Consider the following 24,629-nt stretch of genomic DNA (forward strand, 5'->3'; position numbering starts at 1 on the left):
GTAATTGCAATATGGGAGAAAATGACAATATACCTCAGATGGTTCCATCATTTGAGAATATACTCCGAAAGGACGAGAGCGGAAATGAATATTGGAGTTCCCGTGACCTTTGTGGTGCAATGGGCTATTCTACTTATTGGAAATTTCAAAGGGTCATAGATAAAGCCATCAAAGTAGCCGGAGAAAAAGGAATGAATGTGGACGAGCATTTCAACCAAGCGGTTGATATGGTCAGGATAGGAAACGGTTCATTCCGCAAGGTAAACATATTCCGTCTCTCTCGTATGGCATGTATGATTATTGCGGAAAATGCTGATGGCAAAAAGTTGCTTGTTCAACAGGCACGAGACTTTTTCTCGCAATCTGTCCCAATGATAGAACTCATGCATAATTCGCTAAGCGCTAATATATTATTGTATAAAACAGCCCAAGGGGAAGCACGTATAGAAGTCATTTTCAACAGCGAAACATTCTGGATGTCCCAGAAAAGAATGGCAGATTTGTTTGGGGTTGATGTCCGCACCATTAACTACCATCTTGGACAGATTTATGAAAGCGGAGAGCTCACCAAAGAGGCAACTATCCGAAAAATTGGGATAGTTCAAACAGAAGGAGACCGGGAAGTGGAGCGTATGCCGCTATTCTACAACCTCGATGCTATTGTAGCGGTGGGGTATAGAGTAAATAGCTATCAAGCTACTCAATTCCGTATTTGGGCAACTTCAGTGCTGAAAGAGTTTATCATTAAAGGATATGCCCTTGATGACGAGAGGCTGAAACAGGGCAAACATTTCGGAAAGGACTATTTTGACGATTTGCTTGAGCGTATTCGTGAAATACGCACCTCAGAGCGCAGATATTACCAAAAGATAACTGACATTTATGCAGAATGCAGTGCGGATTACGACCCGAAATCAGAAGATACAAAGTTGTTCTTCAAGATGGTACAGAATATGATGCACCTTGCCGTTACCCATCATACGGCTGCGGAAATTATCTATCAACGGGCTGATTCCGAGCAACCTTACATGGGACTTACCACATGGAAGAAAGCTCCTGATGGAAGAGTGCAAAAGTCTGATACCATCATTGCAAAAAATTACCTGTCAGATTCTGAATTGTCCCAGTTGAATCTTATCACAACTGCCTTTCTTGATATGGCAGAATCACGTGCTGCACGTCATATCGTTTCAACTATGGATGATTGGAAAAGGTTCCTTCAACAATATCTTGCAGCGATGGATTACGAGCCGTGCGATACGGCAGGAAAAGTGACACAAGAAGAAGCAAAAGATAAGGCTTATAGCGAATACGAAAAATATAAACTGATTCAAGATAAATCATACATATCAGATTTTGATCGTTTTAATGAGGGTAATGATGAAACTCCATTGCTTCCATTTGATTTGAATCCTACAAAAGAATGACAACTATGGCAATAGATAAAAAAGTCCTTAATGTTCCCCATTTGAGATTTCCGGAGTTTTGTGGGGAGTGGAAAGAAACTACATTGGGCAAAATTTCAGAGATAACAAAAGGCAGTGGAATATCTAAAGACCAATTATCTGAACAAGGCTCTCCTTGTATATTGTATGGTGAACTTTATACCAAGTACAAGTCTGAAATTATTGATGAGGCATATAGTAGAACAGAATTGGATTCATCATCGCTGGTTAAAAGTAAGGCTAATGATGTCATAATCCCATGTTCTGGAGAAACTGCTATAGACATATCAACAGCTCGATGTGTTTCGTTTAATAACATCCTGCTGGGTGGAGATTTGAACATCATAAGACTCAAACATGATGATGGAGGATTCTTTGCCTATCAACTTAATGGTGCTCGTAAAAAAGACATCGCTCGTGTTGCCCAAGGTGTTTCTGTCGTACACCTGTATGGTGAAAACTTAAAGCATATTAGAGTTTATCATCCTGCCATCGAGGAACAAAAGAAGATAACACGTCTATTGTCTCTCATAGACGAGCGCATTACAACCCAAAACAAAATCATTGAGGATTTGAAAAAACTAAAGTCCGCAATTAGTCAAATCATTTTTCGTAACACAACCTTAGTAAAGATTCAAAATCTTTGCGAGGTTATCATGGGACAATCTCCGTCATCCTCAAGTTACAACAGTAATAATGATGGTCTTCCTCTGATTCAAGGTAATTTGGATATACTTGATGGGATAACGATTTCGCGTATATACACAAATGAACCAACTAAAATTTCCTTGCAAAAGGACTTAATCCTAACTGTTAGAGCACCTGTTGGAATTGTTGCAGAGAACAAAATGAAAGTCTGTATCGGACGAGGAGTATGTGCGCTGAGAAATAAATCTGTAATACCTACAATGTATATATATTATGCTTTAGACTATTTCAGTTACAAATGGAAGCAGATTGAGCAAGGAAGCACATTCACCTCTATCAATGGAGATGATGTCAAAAATTTTACTATACCCTTAGTTGGCGATGTTGAATACTCATGTGCTTTCCTTTCAAAGGTTGATGCACTTATTAAGTGTTCAATAGACCTTCATTCAAATTATATAAAGCAAAAGCAGTATTTGCTCTCGCAGTTGTTTATATGAACATCTGCGAGAGCAAGAATTGTTTCAATTCTTGTAGGGTAGAAATAATGCTTTGTTCGACTTCAAGTTTAGTACAGAAAGCATCAATAATTTTGCATATATGCTGTTGTTTTGGTATAGGAGGTAGTTTAATTTCTGCCTTTTGAAATATATCCATTCTCAAAGATGATACTGTAGAACCAACGGAATTTCTAGCAAAATAAGAATTTAATGTACTCATAAAATAGTAACAATACTTTGGTAGAATACATGAAGCGAAATCCGTTATGGCATAGCATCTTTGGTGTAAGGCAAATTTACCTTTATAATATCGAGGGTAAAAACTTTGTCCCTCACCAGCATAAATAACAGCTTCCTTGTCAAACGAATAAGTTGGAAACCATTTTAATTCTTCTGAACGGTCAAAGAAAGGATACCAATCTTCTATATGTTCTGTATTAGCATCTTGCACATCACCAGCACCATTCGTAATATGTGCAATATTGCCTAAACGTATGGTATGAGCATCTGCTATTGAATTAAAGAGTAAATCTGTTATTGCGGACATTACTGAATACGAATCCTTAATCAGCGGATTAAATGATTTTCTTCATCTGCAAGTTGGTGGTTTATCAACTTCATTTGAGGAACTGGGAACTTCATACTCAGGATTATCAGGCAAGAGCGGAGATGATTTTGGCAAGGGCAAACCTTATATTACATACCTCAACATTTACAGCAATAGTATTGTCAATAAGGAACAGGTTGATTATGTTGTAATAGGCGATAATGAAAAGCAGAATACTCTTCTTTATGGCGATTTGCTGTTTACTCTATCGTCTGAAACTCCTGATGAGGTAGGTATAGGTGCTGTTTACCTTGGTGAAAGTGATAAATATTATCTTAACAGCTTTTGTTTTGGACTGCATATGACAGCCACTAATAAGGTATATTCACCATATTTAGCTTACCTCGTATCAAATAGCGTTTTCAGAAAATTCATATATCCATTGGCACAAGGAAGTACACGATTTAATCTTCAAAAAAACGACTTCATGAAGAAGAAATTTTCACTACCAACATTTGAGAGCCAAAAAGAAATCGCTCGAACTCTCAATGCTTTATCAAGCAAACTGGAGACAGAGCGAAAACTATTACTGAATTATCAAGAGCAAAAGCAATATCTATTAGGGTCAATGTTTATATGAACATACCTCGCAAAAGATATATCTTCTGTTGTTCCAGCAAAACTAACGACAACCTCTCTATGTTGAGTTTGATTTGTACATTACGCAATAACGCTGCTATTGGTATAATACCTACTTCTTCTTTAGGGTAAGGTACTATATTATTGAGAAAAGTCTGGTTGCTTATGTTGATAGTGTTTTTTGCCCCTTTCTGAATAAGTGGACTAAGGTAGTTTGTTGTTACAATTGAAGATAGAAAGTAATAATGCAAAAAGCATCCAGCCTCATTAGAATAAGGCTCATAAACTCCGTATAGAGGGGAAACAGCAACGGGGTGTTTTTGAAAGCTTTGCTTGATGATTCCATAAGGGAAATTGCCAGTAGGAGATTTTGTGTAAACAATATCTCCATATCTGACAACATTATATTTAGAAGTATCACTTGCAGCAAAAGAACGTCCGAGATATTCAATTTGGTTTATAACACCCTCAGAAACAGACACAGAGCTTACTTCATATCCATTGCGATTTTTCTCCTTACGTTCAGTAAGCAATTTGGAAAGATATATCATCTCCCATGTATTATCATTCAGTCCCTTTTGAATAGCGTTCTGTATAATTCCGCTGATTAAGGATTGTAATTTCTCTATGATTTTGTTTTGGGTGGCTATTCTCTCATCCAAAAGTTGAAACAATCGTGAAATTTTTCTCTGTTCTGCTACAGCAGGAATAGAAAAACTGAAACTTCCCATTTGATTTTTATCTCCTCTCGGCATTTTTACACCTTTGGCACCGCTCATAACATAATTGATGAACTTATCTGACGCAATTACATTATAGAGAAATTCAGGTTCGCAGGTTTTACTTCTCAGAACAAATACATCTGCACTACAGCCACCTATTCTATCCGAGAACCATACTTTTTTTAGATAGGGACGAATATTTGATAACAGTATATCATTCTTTTTATATGCTATGACATTGGTATTTGCTGGAATAGAAATAGCCGATTGCACACCTTGAAAATTTTGCAGAATATTCTCCGTTGAGATATATGTACTCTCATCTAATAGCCCAGATGAAATTCTCTCTTTCTGAAAATCCGCAACATCCTTTAGAGATACATTAACCCACTCCTCCGTAAACTCTGGAAATCTCAAATGGGGAACATCGCTCATTATATTTCTCTAATTATAGAGCTTATCATTAAATGAACAACATGAGTAACAAAACAATTAGAGAAATTTCGGTAGCTTGGAAAGAGTACAAGCGACCCTATGTGAAGCAGTCCACAATGGCGGCTTATGTGTTAATCTTGGAGAACCACATTATTCCTTGTTTCGGGGATAGTGATTCGCTCCATGAAAAGGAAGTGCAGGCTTTCGTCCTGCAAAAGTTAGAAAAAGGATTGAGCATCAAATCCGTCAAGGACATTCTGATAGTCCTAAAAATGGTGATGAAGTTCGGGGTAAAAAACGAATGGATGGACTATTATGAATGGGACATCAAATATCCGACCATTTCGACAAACAAAGAATTGGAGGTTCTATCAGTAGCCAATCATAAAAAGGTGCTCAACCATATTCAAAACCATTTCTCTTTTGCCGGACTCGGTATTTACATCAGTCTATGTACCGGGCTTCGCATTGGGGAGGTCTGTGCCTTGAAGTGGAGCGATATCAACATAATAGACGGAACTATTACAGTAAACCGTACAATAGAGCGAATATATATCATTGATGGGACACAGAAACATACAGAGTTGGTTATCAATACTCCCAAAACCCAAAATTCTTGTAGAGAGATTCCTATGACAAAGGAATTGCTCGCAATGATGAAGCCTCTGAAAAAGGTAGTCAATGAAGATTTTTATATTCTAACCAATGATGAATACCCGACAGAACCGCGTACCTACCGGAATTATTACACCAAACTAATGGAAAAGTTAGGTGTCCCAAAACTAAAATATCACGGACTGCGCCATAGCTTTGCCACTCGTTGCATAGAAGCCGGATGCGACTACAAGACAGTCAGTGTATTGCTTGGACATTCCAATATCTCAACGACTTTGGATCTCTATGTCCATCCAAATATGGAACAGAAAAAGCGTTGCATTGCAAAAGTATTCAAGTCACTTGGCAAATAAAGTCATTTATAGAGCGAAGAAATTCAATATTGCAACTTCTTCGCTCTATATATTCTTAAACTTAGGAATATTTTGTATATTTACAACTCATTGGTAAATAATCTATTTAAGATTGAGGTTATGGTATATTTTTCGGATTTGTTTAATGTAGACGAGTCAGTTATAAAAGATTATGGTGCGATGAATATTTCATTGCTAAATGATATTCCACTTTTTATTGACCCATTTTTATTATATGCTAGCGAAAAGCCTGAATACCGTCAACTACATGAAAGAATTTTGGATTATTTGTCTTTTTTGAGAGATAAAGCCAGCGGCAATATCTCATTAGAAAAGATTAAAAGATGGTATACTTTTCCTGAGGTTAAACAAAATTGGCTTGGTTATAGTGAGTCTGGGAATGGTGGTTTAGGATTAGGAAAAGATTTTGGGCAATCTATGTCAAAAGCGATACAACGAGTATTCCCCGAATTAAAAAATGAAACAATTACAGAAACATCTCATCTGGAAAAACTGTCACTATTTAGAGTTGGAGTAGGTCGAGATAATATAAGTGATTTTACTTGTAATCTTATAAAAGAATATCTACTTGAATATACACAAACTTTTGCCAAACAATACCTATTACCAGAACAGTGTAAGAACGTTTCTGTCCCTAAAGTATATTTTGACTATAAATTTGAAACGTGGATGCCCCAAATTTATACTTTGCCGTATTTTAATGATGATTATGTGATATTAACGCCTAAAGATATTCTTACAAAAGATGAAACTTGGATTAATGCTAGCGAAATGCGGTATCGATTATTGGATATTACAAGTTCTATTCCTAATGAAGAGCTCAGAGATAGAATTAATGGTATATATCTTAAACAATTGCCAGATAATAAGATTACAGAAAAATCCAGAAATGAGGCTGCCGCAAACACTATTGCACAATTCCCTGAATTAATGGATTATTATATTAAAATTAAAGAGGAAGAAAAGGCAGAGGCAAAAAGCGCATCAAATGAGATTGTGTCAATAGCTAATGAGATTTATGTAAGCAATATCCAGACTTTAATTAAATCTTTAGATGCGAATTATCAATTTTATAAGGAAAATACTATTGGATCATATGATGCGTCATTGGATAGAGTGATGTTTTTGAAAGATTTTATTGAAAATAAAGATGGATATAAATTATTCTACCATAATGGGAAACCTATTAAAAAAGAAAAAGACCTTCAATTGATTTTTAAACTTACATGGTTCGCGACTAAATTTGACGTGAATGCTGAAGTAAATAATGGACGAGGACCGGTTGACTATAAAATTTCCAAAGGAAATACAGATAAGACACTTGTAGAATTTAAACTTGCGAGCAATTCTAAACTAAAACATAATATTGCTAATCAAGTGAAGGTATATGAAGCTGCAAATAATACGAACCAAAGTATAAAAGTGATTTTATATTTCAGTAATTCAGAATATTTGAAAGTACATAAGATATTGGAAGATCTGAATCTATTGGATTCAAATAATATTATTTTAATAGATGCTTGTAATAATAAAATTTCAGCCTCAAATGTAAAATAAGTCAATGTCTTCGGATTCATCTTATCCATGTAAGTATAGAATGAATAATATTTAAAACTGCATATTAAAGAAGCCTTTTGTTGTTGGTGCGCCTCATTAGATATAGAATGATTCTGATGCCATTTTTAGTTGGCAAAATCAATCTTAGGAATCTGGCAGGTTGATATGGTTAAATTGGCAGGCATTTGGACACAGTAGTCCTGTGTTCATGTTCGTCATCGAGTATCGTCACTTATGTGGCCGGCATTGCTCCGGAATACTACTCATTGGAACTTGAATTATGAAAAATGATTCCTAAAAGAGTTCGCGAAAGAGCAAAAAACAGTTCCTGAAAGAACCTACGGAGTTCACAAAAGAGTTCATAAAAGAACTACTGAAATACGCTTGTCTATGGTATCTGTCAAACAGAGACTACAAAGGTGTTGGATGACACTCTAAAATACGATGCACATGGAGTGAAAACGAACTCCATAGTTGCTATAAAGTTCAATCCTGCTTGCTGGGGGATTGGCAGGTTCTCACGAGCGATTTATCGCTTGGGGTATTGAGTTACCCTAACTCAATAAATGTTGTATAATGGGCAAGCCCAGACGCAATTTAACTAGCAAATTTCGCTTTTGGGCGAGAAAGACGAGGAGAAATGCTGGCGAAAAGAAAAAAATGCCCAAATAACGCCTTTCCTCGCGCAATCAGCTTGCTGGCAGATTTGGCACTCTCAAACAACCGATTGGTTGCTTGGGGGATTAGGCTACCCATATAAGATAATATCCGTACAACGGGCAAGCCCAATCAATGGCAGCGACCAGTTCCGTGAATTATCATGAAACCAGTCGTTGCGCTTAAACTTTGGCTTATATACGAATAGACACTTTTAGAATAAAGTCAAGTGGGGGATTAGTAGTGGTAATCCGGCATGAACCGATAGATGCCACGGCTTTCCTGAACCACCATCCGTTTGTTCGTGAGGAACTTTATCAACTCCACAATCTTGTTGTGATTCAATTTCGTCCCAGCCTGTTCGTAGGCAGAAGTCAGTCCTTCTTCCAAAGCCTTATATCCCGAAATAGTTTCTTTTCCCTCAAAAGTCAGTTCGAGAGCTTTGCGATGGATGGCTTCGTGGATATCCTTATAAGGGGAGAACGGTTCCTGTTTGGGACGACCTGCACTCTTCTTTGTCGGCACATAGTCCGGCAGAAGTTCGGGAAGTGATTGGTCATTGATGCAGAAAGCGAATGGCAGGAAATCCTTGGAACGGGTATGTACACTTTCCACTTTGCTGATGTTGCTGTCGTCCTTGTCTTTCTCGATTTGAATGACCGTCTCCGCTTTGTTGTTGATTTCCGTGCCAATGTGCCCTCGTGCGTTTTCATCACTTTTGTTCTGATGAAGAATGGTGTGAAGATGAATCTGGTGCTCGTCAGTCCACTGCATAAGTTTGGAGATTACGCATGTGGCTTCACTCGGTGAATTGATGTCATAAACCAAGTCACGGATTCCGTCAATCACCACGAAACCGAGACCCTCAATCTGACTGATCGCATCGTCTATGATAGCCAAACGCTCCTTCGGACTGAATTTGCGTAGAGCGAGAAAATAGAAACGGCCGCAATCCTCATTGGCCGGCAACTCTGCCAGTTTCATGATACGATGCATCACAATCATACAATGGTTCTGACTCTGTTCGGTGTCAATGTAAAGGATGCGTTTTTTCCCGTCAGGAAAATCCGTTGTGTAGTTAAGGACTTCCTTTCCGGACAAAGCTGCTGCCACCATAGCAGACACATTGAAAGTCTTTTTGCTTTTAGCCTTGCCAATGGATGCGCTGAAATTTCCCAATGTTCCGACAGGCACTCCACCTATTTTCAGAACTTCCGGCTCCTGTTCGTACTCCTTTTCCAAGCTGAGCATGGTATCTTGCCATCTTGTAGCGACCTGAGCAAGATCTTCAATGGGTGTTGCTGTTTCCATACTCACCAGTTTTTAGGGTTAGGCTTGCGACGATGTGAGGCATACATCGCTTCGTTTTCTTCCTCATAGGTGAGAGGTACTGACGTTTTGCGTGATGCTTCCAGCCATTTGTCAAGCTCGTCACGATAGATATAGAGGTGCTTTCCTTGTTTGATTACCGGAATGCTATCCTTCTTTATCTTGTAATAAAAGGTGGAAACCGGCATTTTCAGATAAGCACAGGCTTCCTGCACTGTCATAGGTATGTGCAGATTCTCCTTTGGTTCGCTTTGACGGTTAAGATTGTCCCTAAGCAAATTTTCCATACTTGCGATTCGCTCGCATAGTTCGCCTACGACTTTCGGCAGGTCGTTAAAAGTTAACTCGGTTGCAGTCATATTATCAATAATTTAAATTAATATGCTACAAACCAACAGAATGAAATCTTGCAGAAATTCGTCATCCGGAAGAATGATTACCGTCTGCACGGTTTAATTCTCAAGTGTTGTTATGAAAGCGGAAATCTCCTTTGTCCGGCACGTCAATAGGGATGTCGCATTGGGCATTAACACGCAAATTGGCTTCCAGATATTCTATATCAGCGTTTCGCAATTCATAAGGGAAAGATGATTTGATAAATACCGCCTTGTCGCGACGGGAGACTCCAAGCCGTTCTCCGATATTCCAAGCCAAATGTCTTAAAGAGGGAGAACTGAGCTTCGCTTCTTTCGTTGAATGGATTGGCTGGCAGTCTGTCACCCGATTTTCGGCAAGACACTCGATATTGTGGAATAACGTGCTGATATTCTCTTTTGACAGATATTTTGAGGCCTTTTCCACCACATATTCACGGATGGCTATCATGGTGTCCCTTTTCCGCTTTACCTCTTTCAGTTGTTCTTCCACGAGAATACTCTCGTATTTTTCCAAACTGTCAGGCATTTGTTCCAGTATAACCTGTTGAGTCTCTGTTATGGAATTATCTGAGCTAACCTCTTGCGAACAATTACTTTGTACTTGCTCATTTATAGTACTATTTGAAATACTCTTATAAAGTCCTGCCATTACTTTGCGGAATACGGCAAAGGTCAAAATGAGCATTACCAAAGAAATAATAAAAATGGTGACATCAAACAGGATATAGTGATTGAACTTTTCTCCAAGATTGTATGCGGTGAGTGCCGAGAGTGAAACGATTACCACACATACCAGACTACTGATGTCCGCAGTTTTCTGAACCTGTACATTATTCTCCATATAGTTGTGATTGTTTACAATTCTATGCCACAAAGTTCAGTACTAATTTCCATATAACCATAAATACTAATGGTTGCTGGACAGATATTTATAAATAATTATGGTTAGAATATGAATCATACTCAGAAATCATACTCTAACCATATAAAAAGCGGTGTTTATGCCCGTTAGCTCTTACGTATCAGGGAGATTTTATTGCTGGCTTTTCGCTTGTTGCTATCCACTACTTTCATGTATCGTTGGGTAGTGGTGATGCTTTTGTGCGCCATGATACTTTGAATGGTCCGGATGTCCGTTCCGGCAGCAGCCTGCAAGGTAGCGAATGTTCTCCGGTACGAGTGGAACGTGATGTTTTTGGTGATACCGGCAGTTCGAATCCACTCTTTCATGGGGTATTGCGTCCAGCATCTTTTCAATCCTTTGAATACCAGCCCTGTCTTTTCCGGGGAATAACCGATTAATTGCAAGGCCTCATCACTGATGGGGATAATATCTTCTGTCTTTGTCTTTTGAGTGACAGTATATACGCATTTTCCTCCGGCTGCAAAGTCAACGATTTCTTCCCACCGCAATGTGAGAATATCGCTGATTCTCAAACTTGTCAGACAAGAGAACAACGAGGCGGTTTTCAGAACCGGTATCTTGCAGGGCGTTTCTGCCAATCTGTACAGTTCTTCTACGCTGAGATAGTCTTTGACGACATCTTCCGGTTCTATTTTCTCCAAGAAATCGTTTACATTGGAATGAATCAACTTGTTGCGATAGAGTATTTTGAGGAATCCTCTGAATGTGGACCAGTAGCCCACGGCTGAATTGCGTGATATGGGACGCTCCGGACGTCTCAGTTGCTTCGCATTGAGCAGATACTCCCTGAACTTGTTGCATAAGTCCACATCAATCTCCTCGAATGAGCATTTACCGCCCACGAAATTGCAGAAATGCAGATAGACGAACTCCCATTTCTGGTCGTGCTTGCGGAGTGTCTTCTTATAATAGGCAAGGAAATCCCCTTTCATCTTGCTCTTGTCAAAGAAATCATACCGCTCATTGACGATGGATTCAAATCGTCGGCATCGGATAGCTTCCGCCTTTTCCGACATGACGGCATTGAAGTTCTGTTCCCGTTGGTTCTTTGGATTGGCATAAATGTAGATGCCCAAAGATTCATGACGGATTACCTTCATACTCTCTTTGTCGCGATAACCGGGATAATAATCCAGATAGAACGACAACATGTTTTTCTTTAGAGGTCTTGTCCTCAATGTTACAGTTTTACATTCGTGCATAATGATAAATACTATATTTGGTGAATAATCTGTTGCAAATCAATATAATGAAACAATGCTGATGACTGCCATTACTGAAAATGATTCTTGTCTGTGCAGAATAATTCTCAGATGCCGGATTTTTCAGCCATAACTTTGTCAAAATCCTCTTTCAGCAGGAACATCGACTTGCCGTGGTGCATCTTCCGTATGTAGTTATACCTCGCATAATTGTAGACATCATCCCTGCGAATGCCGTATTTTTCCATCGCTTCGGTTACGCTGTAATACTTTTCCCGTTGGTCAAAGCCACCGTTTTTGATGATGTCGATATGGCCTTTGGAATATTGGACTTTGCCATAAACAACACGGGAGGGGATTTTATGGCGATGCACAAACGAACATCGGGCATCTTTGCTCATGCCGTAGATTTCTTCCATTTGCTCCGCACCAATCCATTCCTTGATATTGTCAGCCGATTTGTACTTGGCAAAGAATCGGTCAACTGACAGTTGCTCGTAATAGTTGAACCCACCATGACTGATTTTCGGGATGCCGTTTTCACGGCACAGCCTGCAAATGGTTTTCTTGTTCATCTGATAGGTCTTCGCAATTTGCTCGGATGAGTAATAACCTTCGGGGATTACAAAAGTCTCTTTCGCCATGTCGCTTTTCTTTTCCCGTTTCTTGGGTGTATATGTCCCATCGCGATGCTCAATATAAACTTTGTCAAACTCCGAACGCAGCACCATTGTCCGGCTTCCTTGCTTGAATCGCTTGATGTCGTACTTGTTGACATAGTAGCTGATATTAATCTTGGTAAGTCCGTATTTCTCGGTGATTTCATCGTAGGTATAATAGTCGGGATTCAGCTTCTCCTGCTTTTCTTTAATCGCATCTATATGGGCACGGGAATAATATACCTCATGGTGGCGGTTGATTCGGGGGATATTGTGTCGCATGGCAAAGGTGACAACTGCATTACGGCTCATACCGTATTTGTCCATAACCTGCTCCGGAGTATAGTAACTCGCTGGATTGATTTCCTCGGCAAGGTCTGCAAAGTATTTGTCTATAAGACTGCGGTTGTAGAACACCCGATTGCCCTCCTCAATCTTCGGAATGTTATACAGCTTGCATCTGCGGTAAAGGGTTTTCTTTTGGATTTGGTACTTCTCCAATACCTCATTCGTGGTGTAATAGAGTGCAGCCTGTTTCCGTCCATAATTACGTTTCTTGTAATCAGGAGCATTGTCGAACATCTTTTCAATGTCCGACTTGCGGATAATAGTACGCCCACGAAGTTGTAAGGCCCGGATGATTCCGACAGCCATGTGGCGGTAGATGGTCGCACGGCTGATACCTAAAAGGGTAGCGGCTTCGGCAGGGGAGAGATACAACTTGCTTCCCACGATACCGACTTCCTGCATGGGCTGCTCATTTTGCCGTTCCTCGTAAGCCTGCAATCGTTGCTTCCGCTTCTTCTCTTTGTACGCTTTTTCATTGCACGATTTGCTACAATAGCGTGTTACCATCGTGTGTGCTATAAATGGTTTGCCGCACCACTGGCATTTTCTCTGGATTTCCATATATTGGTCGCCTTTAATTTCGTCTATTTCGTCTCAACGCGTCTCACAATTTCTCACAGCGTCTCACACTGTGTCTTCTATAGCGGTTTGGCACATTCTCATAGCGTCTCACATCGTGCCTAAGATGTCGCTATGATGAGTGCGAAGTGTCCGCTTAATTGTTCGGCGGTAGAAATATGGTGCAAAATAATGCTGGAAATCCGCAACCAGTCAGATTTGACTGAAAACCACATAAAAAAGAAAAGTCGCTGGCTATCAGCGACTTTCTTCTAATTGCTTATGGTTGGTTATGGCTGTTTACAAGCCATCATTTCCCGATGCAGAAGCGGGAGAAGATGGTGGCGAGGATGTCGGGGGTGGTGATGGTGCCAGTGATTTCGCCGAGGTAGTGGAGGGTTTCGCGTATGTCTTGCGCGATGAAGTCGCCTGACAGGCCGGCCTTTAGGCCGTCGATTGCGCGGGCTATGGCATTGGCGGCGTGAGTCAGCGCCTCGTAGTGGCGGGCATTTGTCACCATGATGTCGTTGTGCGACAGGTCGCCTGTGCCCGATGCATTCACCAGGGCTTGTTCGAGAGCCGATATGCCTTCGCCGTTTCGTGCCGACAGCTTTATTACCGTGGTTCCTTCAGGCAGCAGCGAAGTTATGTCGATATTTCCGGCGTCGATCTTGTTTACCACCGCTATGAGATGTTGTTCGGGCGATAGGTGTGATTCTATTTCAGCCCATGATTTCGCTGCGTTCTCTTGTCCGGCGGTTGCATCGACCATCCACAATATTATCGATGCATTCTTCAGCTTGTTGATGGTGCGTTCGATGCCCAACGCCTCGATTGTGTCGGTAGTCGAACGAAGGCCTGCCGTATCGATAAGGCGAAACAGCACGCCGCCTATCTCCATCGTGTCTTCAATCACGTCGCGGGTCGTTCCGTGTATGTCGCTCACGATTGCCCGGTCGTCGTGCAGCAATCGGTTGAGCAGTGTTGATTTGCCAACATTCGTGGCACCCACAATCGACACAGGAATGCCCTCCTTCAGAGCCGAGCCGGTGGCAAATGTTGCGGCAAGGCGCGTCACCACACGGTGTATTTCGTCGGCGAGGTCGAGCAGTTTCCGACGCGATGCAAACTCCACATCCTCCTCCGAGAAGTCAAGCTCAAGTTCAAGAAGCGAAGCCAGTTCCAGCAATTGTTCGCGCAGAGAATTCAGTCGGCCCGAGAAGTCGCCTCGCATCTGTCGCATCGCCACCCGATGGGCCGCACGCGACGACGATGCAATGACATCGGCCACGGCTTCAGCTTCGGCGAGGTCGAGCCGGCCTGAGGCGAATGCTCGGCGTGTGAATTCGCCGGCATCGGCTATGCGGCAACCCGTGCGGACGAGCAGATTTATCGTTTCGCGCTGTATCCATTTTGAACCGTGAACCGACAACTCTACAACATCTTCGCCCGTAAATGAGTTGGGCCCGCGAAACACCGTGGCCACGGCTTGATCGAGAATCTCGCCATTGTCGTCGACTATTGTTCCAAGGTGGGCGGTGTGACTTGCCGACTCCGACAGCCGGCGGCCTTTCCACAGTCGGTCAACTATGGCTATGGCATCGCGGCCGCTTATGCGTATTACGGCTATTCCACCAACTCCGTGAGGAGTCGATATGGCGCATATCGTGTCGTTGTTTTCGTGAACTGTCATTTTTCGGTGGGTTTTAGTGTACTCCAATAGTGGAAACGGCATTGCGACTCCACAAGCCGCTCGATGTCGTCGGGCAGGGAGCTTAAGAAGTCATGACCGGTGAGCGACTCTACGCTGTCGATGCTCACGGCAGCTTCCTGCAGTCCGCCCTTGTTCTTGCCGTTGTTGAGGATAAACGCTATGCCTCGGGGAGGGTTGGCATAGGGCGACGCTATTATCTTGAAAAAACGCTTTGGCACAGCTACCCGGTTGTCGCCTATCGATTCGGTAATGCTGTCGGTCAGCACGGGGCCGGCTATGATTACAATTGCGCTGTCGCATTGCGCCCATGTGCGGCACTTCTCCTCAAGTCGCTTCCATGTGCCCGAATTAAACGATTTCACCTGCGGACAGATGTTGGTCATGTAAAATGACTCCTTCATGGCATTCCTGCTCCACTTCATGTCGCTTGCCGGAGCCATGTGTCCGCGGTCATATCCCGAATAGGAGTAGTCCCATGGGTCGGCGCATCCCGCTACCGATTCGTCGGCCTGGAAATTCTGGGCACGAGGCTCCTTGCCCCGGGTTTCATCGGCGGTCAGCTCCCATGCCACCCAGTTGGGCACATGCTTTGCCGGATTATAGGAAATCGTCATGCCCTCGTAGCTCACGATCTGTTCGGGTGTGCCTTTTGCAGTCACTACCTGTTCAAGGTCGGGGATGTGCCCGTGCGACAGGAACCCTCCGTTTAGGGTCTTGCATCCCGAGAAACTTTTCGACACCAATGCTATGAGTACCAGCACGAGGGTGCACAACGATGCGAGATATGACTTTGTCGTTCTGCTAAGACCGTTTTTCCCCGATTTTTTCTTCCGTCGTGTATTATTGTTGCTTTTTCTGCGTGTTGCCATTTCTTTGTCTGAGAATATTGATGCAAATTTACTCATAAATCATGATTCTCGGCATTAAATTGGGTATTAAAGATAAATTCGTTAAATTTATGGGCTGTGAACAAATTCTTAATCACCATCATTATAAATAGCAAGAGAAATTATGAAATTAACTAAACTGGCTTTTGCCATCCTAACAATTGCAACAATGTTGACCACTACAAGTTGTAACAATTCAACATCAGGCGACAGTGCTCCCGCTGTTGAATCCAATCAGGCTCTTGATGCCATATATACTCGCACGAGTGTGCGTCAGTACGATGCTTCGCGTGCGATTGCAAAGGACACTGTTGACATGATTCTGCGTGCGGCAATGTCGGCTCCCACCGCTGTCAATCGTCAGCCGTGGGCGTTTGTTGTTATTGATAAGCGTGAAATTCTCGACAGCCTTGCCGAGGGTCTTCCTTACGCCAAGATGCTCAAGCACGCACCGCTTGCCATCATCCCTTGCGGCGACCTGGACAAGGCGCTCGAAGGCGACGGACAGGCGTTCTGGATTCAGGATGTTTCGGCTGCTACCGAAAACATGCTCATCGCAGCCAATGCCCTTGGTGTAGGTGCCGTATGGACCGCTGTTTATCCCGATGAAAGTCGCATCGATGCGGTGCGCAAGGTTCTTGGAATGCCGGCTACTATAATGCCTCTTGCGGTAGTGCCTATGGGATATCCCGCCGGTGAACACCATCCCAAGGACAAGTGGAAACCCGAAAACATCCACTACAACGGTTGGTAATTTCGTGCCTTAACGAAGTTAATAAAAATAAGACGAGTGGGATTGAATCCTTAATGGAACAATCCCACTCGTCGTTTCTATGTGTTGCTACCATCCTCCGCCGAGAGCCTTATAAAGTTGCACGAGCGCAAGTTGCTTGCTGCACACAGCATTGCTAAGACCTATTTGGGCATCAAAGTAGCTACGCTGGGCATCGAGTACATCGATGTAGCCGATAACTCCGTTGATGTATTGCAGCTGAGCTATGTCCATCGTGGTTTTGGCCGAGCGTTCAAGCTGCACCATCGACTCGTGAATCTCCTTGACTTTGTTGAAGTCTACGATTGCGTTACGAGCCTCCTTAAATGCGGTTAGCACCGACTTCTCGTAGCTGTAGCACTCTTGCTCGTAAGCCGCAATCTGAGCCTTGTAGGCGCTGCGTCGGCGTCCCATGTCAAGTATCGGACCAAGCAGATTGGAGCTGAGGTAGTACATGGGCGATTTGAACAGATTGCTAAAATCATCGCTCTCGACTCCGCCGGTGGCCGTTAGCGAAAGCCGGGGAAACATATTGGTGTAGGCCACTCCCACTGCGGCGTTGGCAGCTATAAGCTTCTGCTCGGCGGCGCGTATGTCGGGACGGCGTTCAAGCAGTGTCGACGGCAGGCCTATCGGAAGCGATTCGGGGAGTAGTATCGTGCTCGGTTCACGCACTCGGTCGATGTGACTGGGATACTCTCCGGCAAGAAAGGCTATCTCGTTCTCTTTAAGGGTGATGTCGCGCTCAAGCACGGGAATATGGGTGGCGGTTTTGGCATACTCCACCTGCGCCTGTTGATAGGGCGTTTCCGAAGTCAATCCGCCCTCAAAGCGCAGTTTTGCAAGCCTCACGCCCTCCTTACGTGCATTGAGTGTGCGGCGCACGATTGCAAGCTCGTTGTCAAGAGCCACGAGCTCGAAGTAGGATTGCGCCACCTGTGCAATGATGCTCACCGTCAGGGCCCGGCGGTTTTCCACGCTTTCAAGGTATTGCGCTATGCCTTTGTCGCGCGCCCATCGCAGATTGCCCCACAGGTCGGCCTCCCATGTTATTGTGGCCTTTATGCCCGCTTCGGGATCGTTCTTGTAGTGGTCGCCGCCATAATTCAGCGCCTCTTTTTGGGCGTAGATGTTGCCGTTGAGCTGTGGCAGCATGTTGGCGTTGTCGATGCGTTTCATCGCCGCCATCTGGGCTATGCGTGCGGCGGCTATCTTGAGGTCCTTGTTGTTTTCAAGAGTCTTGTTTATCAAGGCCTGCAGGGTGGTGTCAGTGTATATCTGCCACCACTGCATGTCGGCGATCGACGCCTCCTCGACCTGCATCGTGTCGATGCTCTGAGGCAGGTAGAGGTCGGGTTGTGAGAACTTATGTCCGAGCTTGCATGAGCTCATAAGTGTCACGACGACTATCGAAAGTAGCAATTTGGATTTCATATACAGTGAATCATTTTTTGAACGAAGGTAATTTTATGCCTCGGCGTATCACCTTGAACTTGGCGACTGAGCGATACACAATTACGAAGAAGAAGGGCACAAGCAGGATGCCGAATACGACGGCAAATATCATCCCGAAGAACACGCCCGTGCCTATGGCCTGTCGGCTGGCCGATCCAGGACCCGAGGCGATGACCATCGGTAACATTCCGAGAATGAACGCCAGCGAAGTCATGAGGATGGGGCGGAATCGCAGCTTTGAGGCGAAGAGTGCAGCTTCGTAAGCGTCGTCGCCCTTGTCGGTCTGCTCTTTGGCAAACTCTACGATAAGGATTGCGTTTTTGGCGGCCATACCCATTAGCATCACAAGACCTATCTGGAAATATATGTCGTTTTCAAGGCCGCACATCCACTCTCCGAGATAGGCACCCAATGCCGCAACAGGCAGTGACAGCAACACGGCTACCGGCACCGTCCAGCTCTCGTAAAGGGCTGCAAGGAAAAGGAATACGAAAAGAAACACGAGCGACAACACAAGTCCGGTCTTGCCTCCGGCCTGCTTCTCCTGATAGGAGAGTCCGCTCCATTCAACGCCTATGTTCTCGGGAAGGTGCTCGCGGGCAATCTCTTCGAGAATCTCCATGGCCTGTCCCGAACTGTGGCCTTTCGACGCTTCACCCCTGATTACGGCACTGTTAAACATGTTGAATCGCTTTATGCTGCCGGGGCCTGTGGTGTAGGATGTGTTGCCGAGCGAGGTGAGCGGAACCATGGAGTCGCCGCTGCCTCTTACATAGAACATGTTTATGTTTTCGCGATGCTCGCGGTAGGGGGCTTCAGCCTGGATGTAGACGCGGTATATGCGGTTAAACATATTGAAGTCGTTGACATAGACCGAGCCTGTATAGGCTTTCATCGTTGCGAATACATCGGCGAGCGGAACGCCTGCAAACTTCACCTTGTCGCGGTCGACATCGAAGTAGAGTTGCGGAATGTCGGCTTGAAGCGACGACGACAGTCCCGTAATCTCCTTGTGCTGTGACGCATAGTAGAGCAGGGTGTCGGTGGCGTTGACAAGATCGTCAAAGGTGGCGTCGCTTCTCGCTTCAAGCTGCATCTCGAATCCGCCCGAAGTTCCAAGTCCGGGAATTACCGGTGGACGCGACAGGTAGGCTTTACATTCGGGATATTCGGCGAGGTCGTGTTTCACCTCCTCCATTATGTCGTCGATTGTTTCATCGTCACGTTCTTCCCAGGGCTTCAGTATCACGGTCAGTTCGCTGCGTGCCTGGCTCGTGCCCACTTGTGAGCTGCTTCCTGCCACACTTTGCACGTACTCTACCGCCGGATTGGCCATCAGGTAGTTCACTGCACGCTCTGTTACCTGGCGTGTCCTTTCGAGTGTGGCACCTTCGGGAAGTTCAAGCTCTACCTTGAAGTAGCCCTGATCCTCAATGGGGAGGAAGCTCGTAGGCATAAGCCGGTTTATGAGAAAAATCAACGCAATCATTACACCGAATGCCGCCATAACGCGCTTCTTGTGGCGCAGTGTCTGGCATATTATCTGGATGTAACGGTTGTTTCCGGTGCTTATCCATTGGTTGATTTTGCGGAATACTATGTTCTTCTTCTCGTTGGGCGTACTGGGCTTCAGAATTAGCGAGCACATAACGGGGCTTAGTGTCAATGCCACTACGGCTGAAAGAAGCACCGACACCACGATGGTTACGGTGAACTGACGATAGAGCTGTCCCGTGATTCCGCCGAGGAAGCTTACCGGGACAAACACGGCAGCCAGAACCAGCGAGGTAGCGATAATGGGGCTTGTAAGGCTCTTCATCGCCTTCTGTGTGGCTTCGTAGGGCGGCAGATGCTCCTCGTCCATTATGCGTTCGACATTCTCGACCACCACTATGGCGTCGTCCACCACTATACCTATGGCGAGTACCAGGCCGAGCAGGGTGAGGATATTGAGCGAGAATCCGAATATGAGCATGAATCCGAATGTTCCAATCAGCGATATGGGCACGGCTATAAGGGGAATAAGCGTGGCTCGCCAGCTTTGCAGCGACAGGAACACGACAAATATAACCAGCGCGAGAGCTTCGAAGAGCGTCTTGTACACTTCATGGATTGACTCGGAAATGTAGGTGGTCATGTCAAAGGGTATTCTGTAGCTCAATCCGTCGGGGAAGTTCTTGCTTATGTCGGCCATGGCGGCTTTTACCTTGTCGGCAACCTCCATTGCGTTGGCTCCGGGAAGCATGTACACGGCAAGCACTGCGGCATTTTCTCCGTTTATTCCGCTCTCGGTGTTGTAGGACTGCGCTTCGAGCGATATGCGCGCCACATCGCGGAGGCGTATGATTGATCCGTCGGGATTGGCTCTCACTACTATCTCTTCAAACTGGCTCACCGACGAAAGTCGTCCCTGAGTGGTGATGGGTATTGTCACATCAAGCCCTGTAACGGGTTGTTGTCCAAGCACTCCGGCGGCCGACTCGCGGTTCTGGTCCTTAAGCGCCTTTTGCAGGTCGGCAACGGTGATGCCGAGGTTGGCGAGCTTGTCGGGCTGTACCCATATCTGCATTGCATAGTATCGGCTGCCGATGTTGGAAACTCGTCCCACACCGGGAATGCGTCGCAGCAGGTCGACTACGTTGAGTGTAGCGAAGTTGCTCAGGTATATCTCATCAAATTTCGGGTCGGTCGAGGTGAGGCACAGTGTAAGCAGCTGACTCGCTGCCTGCTTCTCGACCGATATGCCGTTTTGCACGACTTCAGTCGGGAGTCGCGATTCGGCGAGTTTTATGCGGTTCTGTATCTCGACGGCGGCAAGATCGGGATTGGCTGAGATGTCAAATGTCACTGTTGCCGAGAAGCCTCCCGAGTTGGAACTTGACGACTCCATGTAGAGCATTCCCGGCGTACCGTTCAGCTCCTGTTCGATAGGTGTGGCCACGGCCTGTGACACCGTCAGTGCGCTCGCTCCGGGATATGACGCGCTTATCTTGACCACGGGGGGCGTTATTTGCGGATATTGGTCGATGGGAAGCATTGTCAATCCTATTATTCCTATTATAACAATTAGGATTGACAGAACCATCGAAAAGACAGGTCGGTCAATAAAGAAGCTTACTTTCATAGGCTTTTGTTATTCGGTGGCTGTGGGAAGTGAATCGTTGTTTTTTGTTGTAGCCTGATGTTCGGCGGGAACGGTGCCTACACGCACCTTCATGCCCGGCGACAGCTTGTGATGGCCCTCTACTACTATATTTTCATTAGGAACAACACCGCGTTCTACTACAACGTTGTTCTCAAATTCGGGGCCTACTTCGATGAAACGTTTCTCAACGGTAGAGTCGCGACGCATCACATACACGTAGGCTCCACCTTTTTCAATCGTTACCGCCTTGCGGGGTACCACTGTGGCATGCTCGCGCACATCGAGCAGAAGCTTTACTTTGGTGAACTGTCCCGGAAGTATGGTGCGCTCGGGGTTGGGCATCTCGGCTCTCACCGAGAATGTTCCGGTATTGGGGTCTACCTGCGGTTCTGCAAAATCAACAAGTCCCTTGTGGAGATAAACTGTGTTGTCAGCAAGCGTTATCGTTACGTAGGGCTGCCATGAACGTGACGCATCCTGTTGCCCAAGGTCTACGTTACGTTCCTTGCTTTTCAGATAGTCGAGGGCTGTCATGCTGAAGTCGATAAGCACGGTGTCGCTTTTTACTATTGTTGCAAGAAGCGATTTTGCACCGGGGCCCACAAGAGTTCCAAGGTCGGCATTACGTTCGCTGATGTGACCCGACAGTGGGGAGCGCACCGTAGTGTAGCCAAGTTCAAGCTCGGCTTGGGCGAGGTCGGCTTTGCTCATCGATACTGATGCTTTTGCCGTTTCGTAGGCGGCTATTGCGTTATCGAGGTCGAGTTGACTTGCCGCATTCTGCTCATAGAGAGGCCTGATTCTGTCGAGGTCGCGCTTGGCTTTCTGTTCTTGTGACTCGTCCTTTTTCAACTGCGCACGTGCTTTGTCAACCTTGGCCTTGTATTGGTCTTGGTTGATGATGAACAGTACTTGGTTCTTGTCTACGTATGTGCCTTCTTCAAAGAGCATTCGTTCAAGATAACCTTCGACACGTGCCCTCACCTCTACGAATTGTTGTGCACGCACACGACCCACATATTCTCCGTATATTTCAACATCGTCTTCCTGTGATGGCTCGACAGCCACTACCGGGAGTGTTGTTTCGTTTTTTTTGCAACTTTCAAATGTAAGTGAAAACAAAGCGAGCAGCAGGATTAAATTGCGTCCGGCTGTTAGCGGCTTGGTAAATAACGCCATAAAAGACAAGATAAATAGTCAAAAAATAAAATCCCTCATAGTTATTAGGTTCTACAGGCAAGGCGGTTCACAGCCTTTGCCTGTAGAATCAGCTTATACTGTGGTTTATATGCCGAATACACTCGGTGGCAATACGTAAACGGGTGAGAATATTGCCCGAATGTATTTTGAGGATGCTTCGACCTCCGACATCATGAGATACTGGCCGTCGCTTGATGCGTTGTCATTCTTGAAATCCTTCAATGTTTCAGGATCGAGATAACGTTGCAGAATGCTCAACAGTCCGAGCGGAGTTGAGTCAAGCGAGAATTTTACGCTCTTTGACTGGCCTTGGTCCAGAAAATTCATTGTGATGTAGGGGCGGCCGCTTTCAACCGAGAAGCTGTAGGTGCCTTTTGCATATATCTTATCCAAAGAGCTATTGCGCTCAACTACATAGAATTTATAGTCTGAGCCTTCCTTTGCAAGGAATATGCCGTTGCCCGCATTGAAGATAGAATAACCGCTTTGGTTGTCCGTTACGACAAATGCAAGATTCATCGGCACTACATTCACTTTAAGTGTCTTGTTGACGGCGGGGGTGACTCCGTTGTCGCTTACGGCGATGGAGGTGCGTCCCACGGCCTTGCCGGTTACCACAAGACCTTTAAGCTGGCTTATTGATGCTTCAAGAAGGTAGGGATTGGCTACCTTCACCGACAAGTCGTTGGTTCCGCCGGTAAACGGTATGCCCTCGTTGACTCCCACTCTTACCGAATATTCATCACCGTAGAATGTGAGAGGAGTGTCGTCATCGCTGTTGCATCCTGTAAAAAGTACACAGCACAGGAGTAACGCAAAGCCTAAAATCGATTTAGTAATGTTCATAATGTTGTTTTATTGTAACGAAATTTGAGATGTGAAAAAAAATCGGACAAAGTTAATCAAAATCGCTTATAAAACCGGTCTATGTGCCGAATTTAAAGTGATTTAACATAAGTGATGACATCGCAAATTACAATATAACCGATGTGGGAGAAGAGGTTAAAAGAAGGCGATTGGCCCTTACGGTCAATCGCCTTCTGATAAGGGTTTATAATGGATATAAATTCATTATTGAGCAAGTGAAACAATAAGGTCTTTCTCGTCTTCGCCCTCGGCGATGAGGATTTTACCTTCACGTGCGAGCCAGCCTAAGGCTGCATAGAGCTCTTTGTCTTTCAGCTTGGTTATCTTCTTAATCTGCTTCAAGCCAAGAGCGTCTGCTTCATTAAGTGCATTCCATACGGAACCGGCATTAGTGCCAATAGTGTCAATGTTCATTGTTGGGTTTATTTTAATGTTAGACATAATGTTATTTCTCAATAGCGGTTACAAAATTACATATATTTTGCAATTTATAACTCAACTTATTAACAAATTCAACTTATAAAAGTTCTCGATAGTGTAATTTTGAATATAATGAGTCGAACTATCAATCGCTATGATGCGTTTTTGGTAGCAGTTGGAAATTTTGTTACCTTTGCGGCATTATGATTGAACAAACGGAATTTGCACTTGCTCCGCGGCGTCGCGGAATTCATCTCGTGACGGGCGATATACTGCGTCAGCTCCCGGCGCTGCCGCGGAAGGGATTGTTGAATCTGCTCGTAAAGCACACTTCGGCCGCTCTTGCGCTGAATGAAAACGCCGATCCCGATGTGCGTCACGACTTGAATGAGATTTTCAACAGGCTCGTGCCTGAGAACGCTCCTTATTATCTTCACACTCTTGAGGGCGATGACGACATGCCCGCTCATGCCAAGTCGGTGATTGTGGGTGCGTCACTCACGATTCCTATAACCGACGGACGGTTGAATCTCGGGACATGGCAGGGCATATATCTGTGTGAGTTTCGCGATTACGGAGGTTCCCGTAAAATTGTCGCTACGGTCATGGGTGAATAGACATTAATATTTTTA

Annotated in this window: 21 protein-coding genes; 7 read left to right on the top strand and 14 right to left on the bottom strand. The window is 44.6% G+C overall.

Annotation, left to right across the window (positions count from 1 at the left end):
- The first annotated feature begins 11 nt into the window (after positions 1–11).
- The gene (gene rhuM, locus E5354_RS08940; RefSeq protein ID WP_168353865.1) at positions 12–1,427 is read left to right on the top strand and encodes a RhuM family protein; all 1,416 of its coding nucleotides are present in this window, start codon (positions 12–14) and stop codon (positions 1,425–1,427) included.
- Between the two features lie 5 nt (positions 1,428–1,432).
- Positions 1,433–2,593: a restriction endonuclease subunit S gene (locus E5354_RS08945; RefSeq protein ID WP_246863782.1), complete on the top strand. Its 1,161-nt coding sequence runs from the start codon at positions 1,433–1,435 to the stop codon at positions 2,591–2,593.
- Here the strand turns inward: E5354_RS08945 and E5354_RS08950 are convergent.
- Positions 2,586–3,140 (bottom strand): restriction endonuclease subunit S, encoded by a 555-nt coding sequence (locus E5354_RS08950; protein WP_246863783.1) that lies wholly within the window; start codon positions 3,138–3,140, stop codon positions 2,586–2,588. The genes E5354_RS08945 and E5354_RS08950 overlap by 8 nt on opposite strands.
- A gap of 148 nt (positions 3,141–3,288) precedes the next feature.
- Between E5354_RS08950 and E5354_RS08955 the strand changes: the two genes are divergently transcribed.
- Positions 3,289–3,780, top strand: a complete 492-nt coding sequence (locus E5354_RS08955; protein WP_135947239.1) for a restriction endonuclease subunit S — start codon at positions 3,289–3,291, stop codon at positions 3,778–3,780.
- On the opposite strand, the gene E5354_RS08960 is transcribed toward E5354_RS08955, so the two are convergent.
- Positions 3,773–4,936, bottom strand: a complete 1,164-nt coding sequence (locus tag E5354_RS08960) for a restriction endonuclease subunit S (RefSeq protein ID WP_135947240.1) — start codon at positions 4,934–4,936, stop codon at positions 3,773–3,775. The genes E5354_RS08955 and E5354_RS08960 overlap by 8 nt on opposite strands.
- A 41-nt stretch (positions 4,937–4,977) precedes the next feature.
- On the opposite strand from E5354_RS08960, the gene E5354_RS08965 reads away from it, so the two are divergent.
- Both E5354_RS08965 and E5354_RS08970 read left to right on the top strand, forming a co-directional pair.
- The gene (locus tag E5354_RS08965; protein ID WP_135947241.1) at positions 4,978–5,904 is read left to right on the top strand and encodes a tyrosine-type recombinase/integrase; all 927 of its coding nucleotides are present in this window, start codon (positions 4,978–4,980) and stop codon (positions 5,902–5,904) included.
- A gap of 120 nt (positions 5,905–6,024) precedes the next feature.
- The gene (locus tag E5354_RS08970; RefSeq protein ID WP_135947242.1) at positions 6,025–7,482 is read left to right on the top strand and encodes a hypothetical protein; all 1,458 of its coding nucleotides are present in this window, start codon (positions 6,025–6,027) and stop codon (positions 7,480–7,482) included.
- An 894-nt stretch (positions 7,483–8,376) separates the two neighbouring features.
- Here the strand turns inward: E5354_RS08970 and E5354_RS08980 are convergent.
- The 7 genes from E5354_RS08980 to E5354_RS09015 all read right to left on the bottom strand — a co-directional run bounded on the left by E5354_RS08980 (position 8,377) and on the right by E5354_RS09015 (position 16,120).
- Positions 8,377–9,450 (bottom strand): AAA family ATPase, encoded by a 1,074-nt coding sequence (locus E5354_RS08980; protein ID WP_135947243.1) that lies wholly within the window; start codon positions 9,448–9,450, stop codon positions 8,377–8,379.
- Positions 9,451–9,452: 2 nt separating this feature from the next.
- On the bottom strand, positions 9,453–9,827 hold the full coding sequence (locus tag E5354_RS08985; protein ID WP_135947244.1) for a helix-turn-helix domain-containing protein: 375 nt from the start codon (positions 9,825–9,827) through the stop codon (positions 9,453–9,455).
- Positions 9,828–9,927: 100 nt separating this feature from the next.
- On the bottom strand, positions 9,928–10,686 hold the full coding sequence (locus tag E5354_RS08990; RefSeq protein ID WP_135947245.1) for a hypothetical protein: 759 nt from the start codon (positions 10,684–10,686) through the stop codon (positions 9,928–9,930).
- Between the two features lie 167 nt (positions 10,687–10,853).
- Positions 10,854–11,972: a tyrosine-type recombinase/integrase gene (locus E5354_RS08995; RefSeq protein ID WP_026207261.1), complete on the bottom strand. Its 1,119-nt coding sequence runs from the start codon at positions 11,970–11,972 to the stop codon at positions 10,854–10,856.
- 107 nt (positions 11,973–12,079) lie between these two features.
- Positions 12,080–13,540: a helix-turn-helix domain-containing protein gene (locus tag E5354_RS09000; protein WP_135947246.1), complete on the bottom strand. Its 1,461-nt coding sequence runs from the start codon at positions 13,538–13,540 to the stop codon at positions 12,080–12,082.
- A 307-nt stretch (positions 13,541–13,847) separates the two neighbouring features.
- Entirely contained in the window at positions 13,848–15,230 is a 1,383-nt protein-coding gene (gene mnmE / locus E5354_RS09010) for a tRNA uridine-5-carboxymethylaminomethyl(34) synthesis GTPase MnmE (protein ID WP_135947247.1), read from the bottom strand.
- Positions 15,227–16,120 (bottom strand): DNA/RNA non-specific endonuclease, encoded by an 894-nt coding sequence (locus E5354_RS09015; protein WP_168353866.1) that lies wholly within the window; start codon positions 16,118–16,120, stop codon positions 15,227–15,229. Before E5354_RS09015 ends, mnmE begins: the two co-directional genes overlap by 4 nt.
- Positions 16,121–16,262: 142 nt before the next feature.
- On the opposite strand from E5354_RS09015, the gene E5354_RS09020 reads away from it, so the two are divergent.
- Positions 16,263–16,892, top strand: coding sequence for a nitroreductase family protein (locus E5354_RS09020; protein WP_168353867.1), 630 nt, complete (start codon positions 16,263–16,265; stop codon positions 16,890–16,892).
- 87 nt (positions 16,893–16,979) lie between these two features.
- Here the strand turns inward: E5354_RS09020 and E5354_RS09025 are convergent, their stop codons facing one another.
- The 5 genes from E5354_RS09025 to E5354_RS09045 form a co-directional block, all read right to left on the bottom strand.
- The gene (locus tag E5354_RS09025; RefSeq protein WP_123396373.1) at positions 16,980–18,344 is read right to left on the bottom strand and encodes an efflux transporter outer membrane subunit; all 1,365 of its coding nucleotides are present in this window, start codon (positions 18,342–18,344) and stop codon (positions 16,980–16,982) included.
- A gap of 10 nt (positions 18,345–18,354) precedes the next feature.
- A complete protein-coding gene (locus tag E5354_RS09030) occupies positions 18,355–21,489 on the bottom strand; it encodes an efflux RND transporter permease subunit (RefSeq protein WP_123396374.1) in 3,135 nt (1,044 codons plus the stop codon).
- 9 nt (positions 21,490–21,498) lie between these two features.
- Entirely contained in the window at positions 21,499–22,689 is a 1,191-nt protein-coding gene (locus tag E5354_RS09035) for an efflux RND transporter periplasmic adaptor subunit (RefSeq protein WP_123396375.1), read from the bottom strand.
- Between the two features lie 105 nt (positions 22,690–22,794).
- Positions 22,795–23,556, bottom strand: a complete 762-nt coding sequence (locus E5354_RS09040) for a pilus assembly protein N-terminal domain-containing protein (protein ID WP_135947249.1) — start codon at positions 23,554–23,556, stop codon at positions 22,795–22,797.
- 225 nt (positions 23,557–23,781) lie between these two features.
- The gene (locus E5354_RS09045) at positions 23,782–23,991 is read right to left on the bottom strand and encodes a winged helix-turn-helix domain-containing protein (protein WP_123396526.1); all 210 of its coding nucleotides are present in this window, start codon (positions 23,989–23,991) and stop codon (positions 23,782–23,784) included.
- 209 nt (positions 23,992–24,200) lie between these two features.
- Between E5354_RS09045 and E5354_RS09050 the strand changes: the two genes are divergently transcribed.
- Positions 24,201–24,614: a secondary thiamine-phosphate synthase enzyme YjbQ gene (locus E5354_RS09050; protein ID WP_123396377.1), complete on the top strand. Its 414-nt coding sequence runs from the start codon at positions 24,201–24,203 to the stop codon at positions 24,612–24,614.
- The last annotated feature ends 15 nt before the right edge of the window (positions 24,615–24,629 follow it).

Origin of the sequence: Muribaculum sp. NM65_B17, assembly GCF_004793735.1 — a bacterium.
GTDB lineage: Bacteria > Bacteroidota > Bacteroidia > Bacteroidales > Muribaculaceae > Muribaculum > Muribaculum gordoncarteri.

Bases quoted from the DNA above. Each gene is read 5' to 3' on its own strand.
- E5354_RS08980 (WP_135947243.1), bottom strand. From the start codon at position 9,450: ATGGAAACAGCAACACCCATTGAAGATCTTGCTCAGGTCGCTACAAGA.
- E5354_RS09015 (WP_168353866.1), bottom strand. From the start codon at position 16,120: ATGGCAACACGCAGAAAAAGCAACAATAATACACGACGGAAGAAAAAA.
- mnmE (WP_135947247.1), bottom strand. From the start codon at position 15,230: ATGACAGTTCACGAAAACAACGACACGATATGCGCCATATCGACTCCT.
- E5354_RS08970 (WP_135947242.1), top strand. From the start codon at position 6,025: ATGGTATATTTTTCGGATTTGTTTAATGTAGACGAGTCAGTTATAAAA.
- E5354_RS08960 (WP_135947240.1), bottom strand. From the start codon at position 4,936: ATGAGCGATGTTCCCCATTTGAGATTTCCAGAGTTTACGGAGGAGTGG.
- E5354_RS09050 (WP_123396377.1), top strand. From the start codon at position 24,201: ATGATTGAACAAACGGAATTTGCACTTGCTCCGCGGCGTCGCGGAATT.
- E5354_RS09025 (WP_123396373.1), bottom strand. From the start codon at position 18,344: ATGAAATCCAAATTGCTACTTTCGATAGTCGTCGTGACACTTATGAGC.
- E5354_RS09045 (WP_123396526.1), bottom strand. From the start codon at position 23,991: ATGAACATTGACACTATTGGCACTAATGCCGGTTCCGTATGGAATGCA.
- E5354_RS08950 (WP_246863783.1), bottom strand. From the start codon at position 3,140: ATGTCCGCAATAACAGATTTACTCTTTAATTCAATAGCAGATGCTCAT.
- E5354_RS09000 (WP_135947246.1), bottom strand. From the start codon at position 13,540: ATGGAAATCCAGAGAAAATGCCAGTGGTGCGGCAAACCATTTATAGCA.
- rhuM (WP_168353865.1), top strand. From the start codon at position 12: ATGGGAGAAAATGACAATATACCTCAGATGGTTCCATCATTTGAGAAT.
- E5354_RS08945 (WP_246863782.1), top strand. From the start codon at position 1,433: ATGGCAATAGATAAAAAAGTCCTTAATGTTCCCCATTTGAGATTTCCG.
- E5354_RS08965 (WP_135947241.1), top strand. From the start codon at position 4,978: ATGAGTAACAAAACAATTAGAGAAATTTCGGTAGCTTGGAAAGAGTAC.
- E5354_RS09030 (WP_123396374.1), bottom strand. From the start codon at position 21,489: ATGAAAGTAAGCTTCTTTATTGACCGACCTGTCTTTTCGATGGTTCTG.
- E5354_RS08990 (WP_135947245.1), bottom strand. From the start codon at position 10,686: ATGGAGAATAATGTACAGGTTCAGAAAACTGCGGACATCAGTAGTCTG.
- E5354_RS08985 (WP_135947244.1), bottom strand. From the start codon at position 9,827: ATGACTGCAACCGAGTTAACTTTTAACGACCTGCCGAAAGTCGTAGGC.
- E5354_RS09040 (WP_135947249.1), bottom strand. From the start codon at position 23,556: ATGAACATTACTAAATCGATTTTAGGCTTTGCGTTACTCCTGTGCTGT.
- E5354_RS08995 (WP_026207261.1), bottom strand. From the start codon at position 11,972: ATGCACGAATGTAAAACTGTAACATTGAGGACAAGACCTCTAAAGAAA.
- E5354_RS09035 (WP_123396375.1), bottom strand. From the start codon at position 22,689: ATGGCGTTATTTACCAAGCCGCTAACAGCCGGACGCAATTTAATCCTG.
- E5354_RS09020 (WP_168353867.1), top strand. From the start codon at position 16,263: ATGAAATTAACTAAACTGGCTTTTGCCATCCTAACAATTGCAACAATG.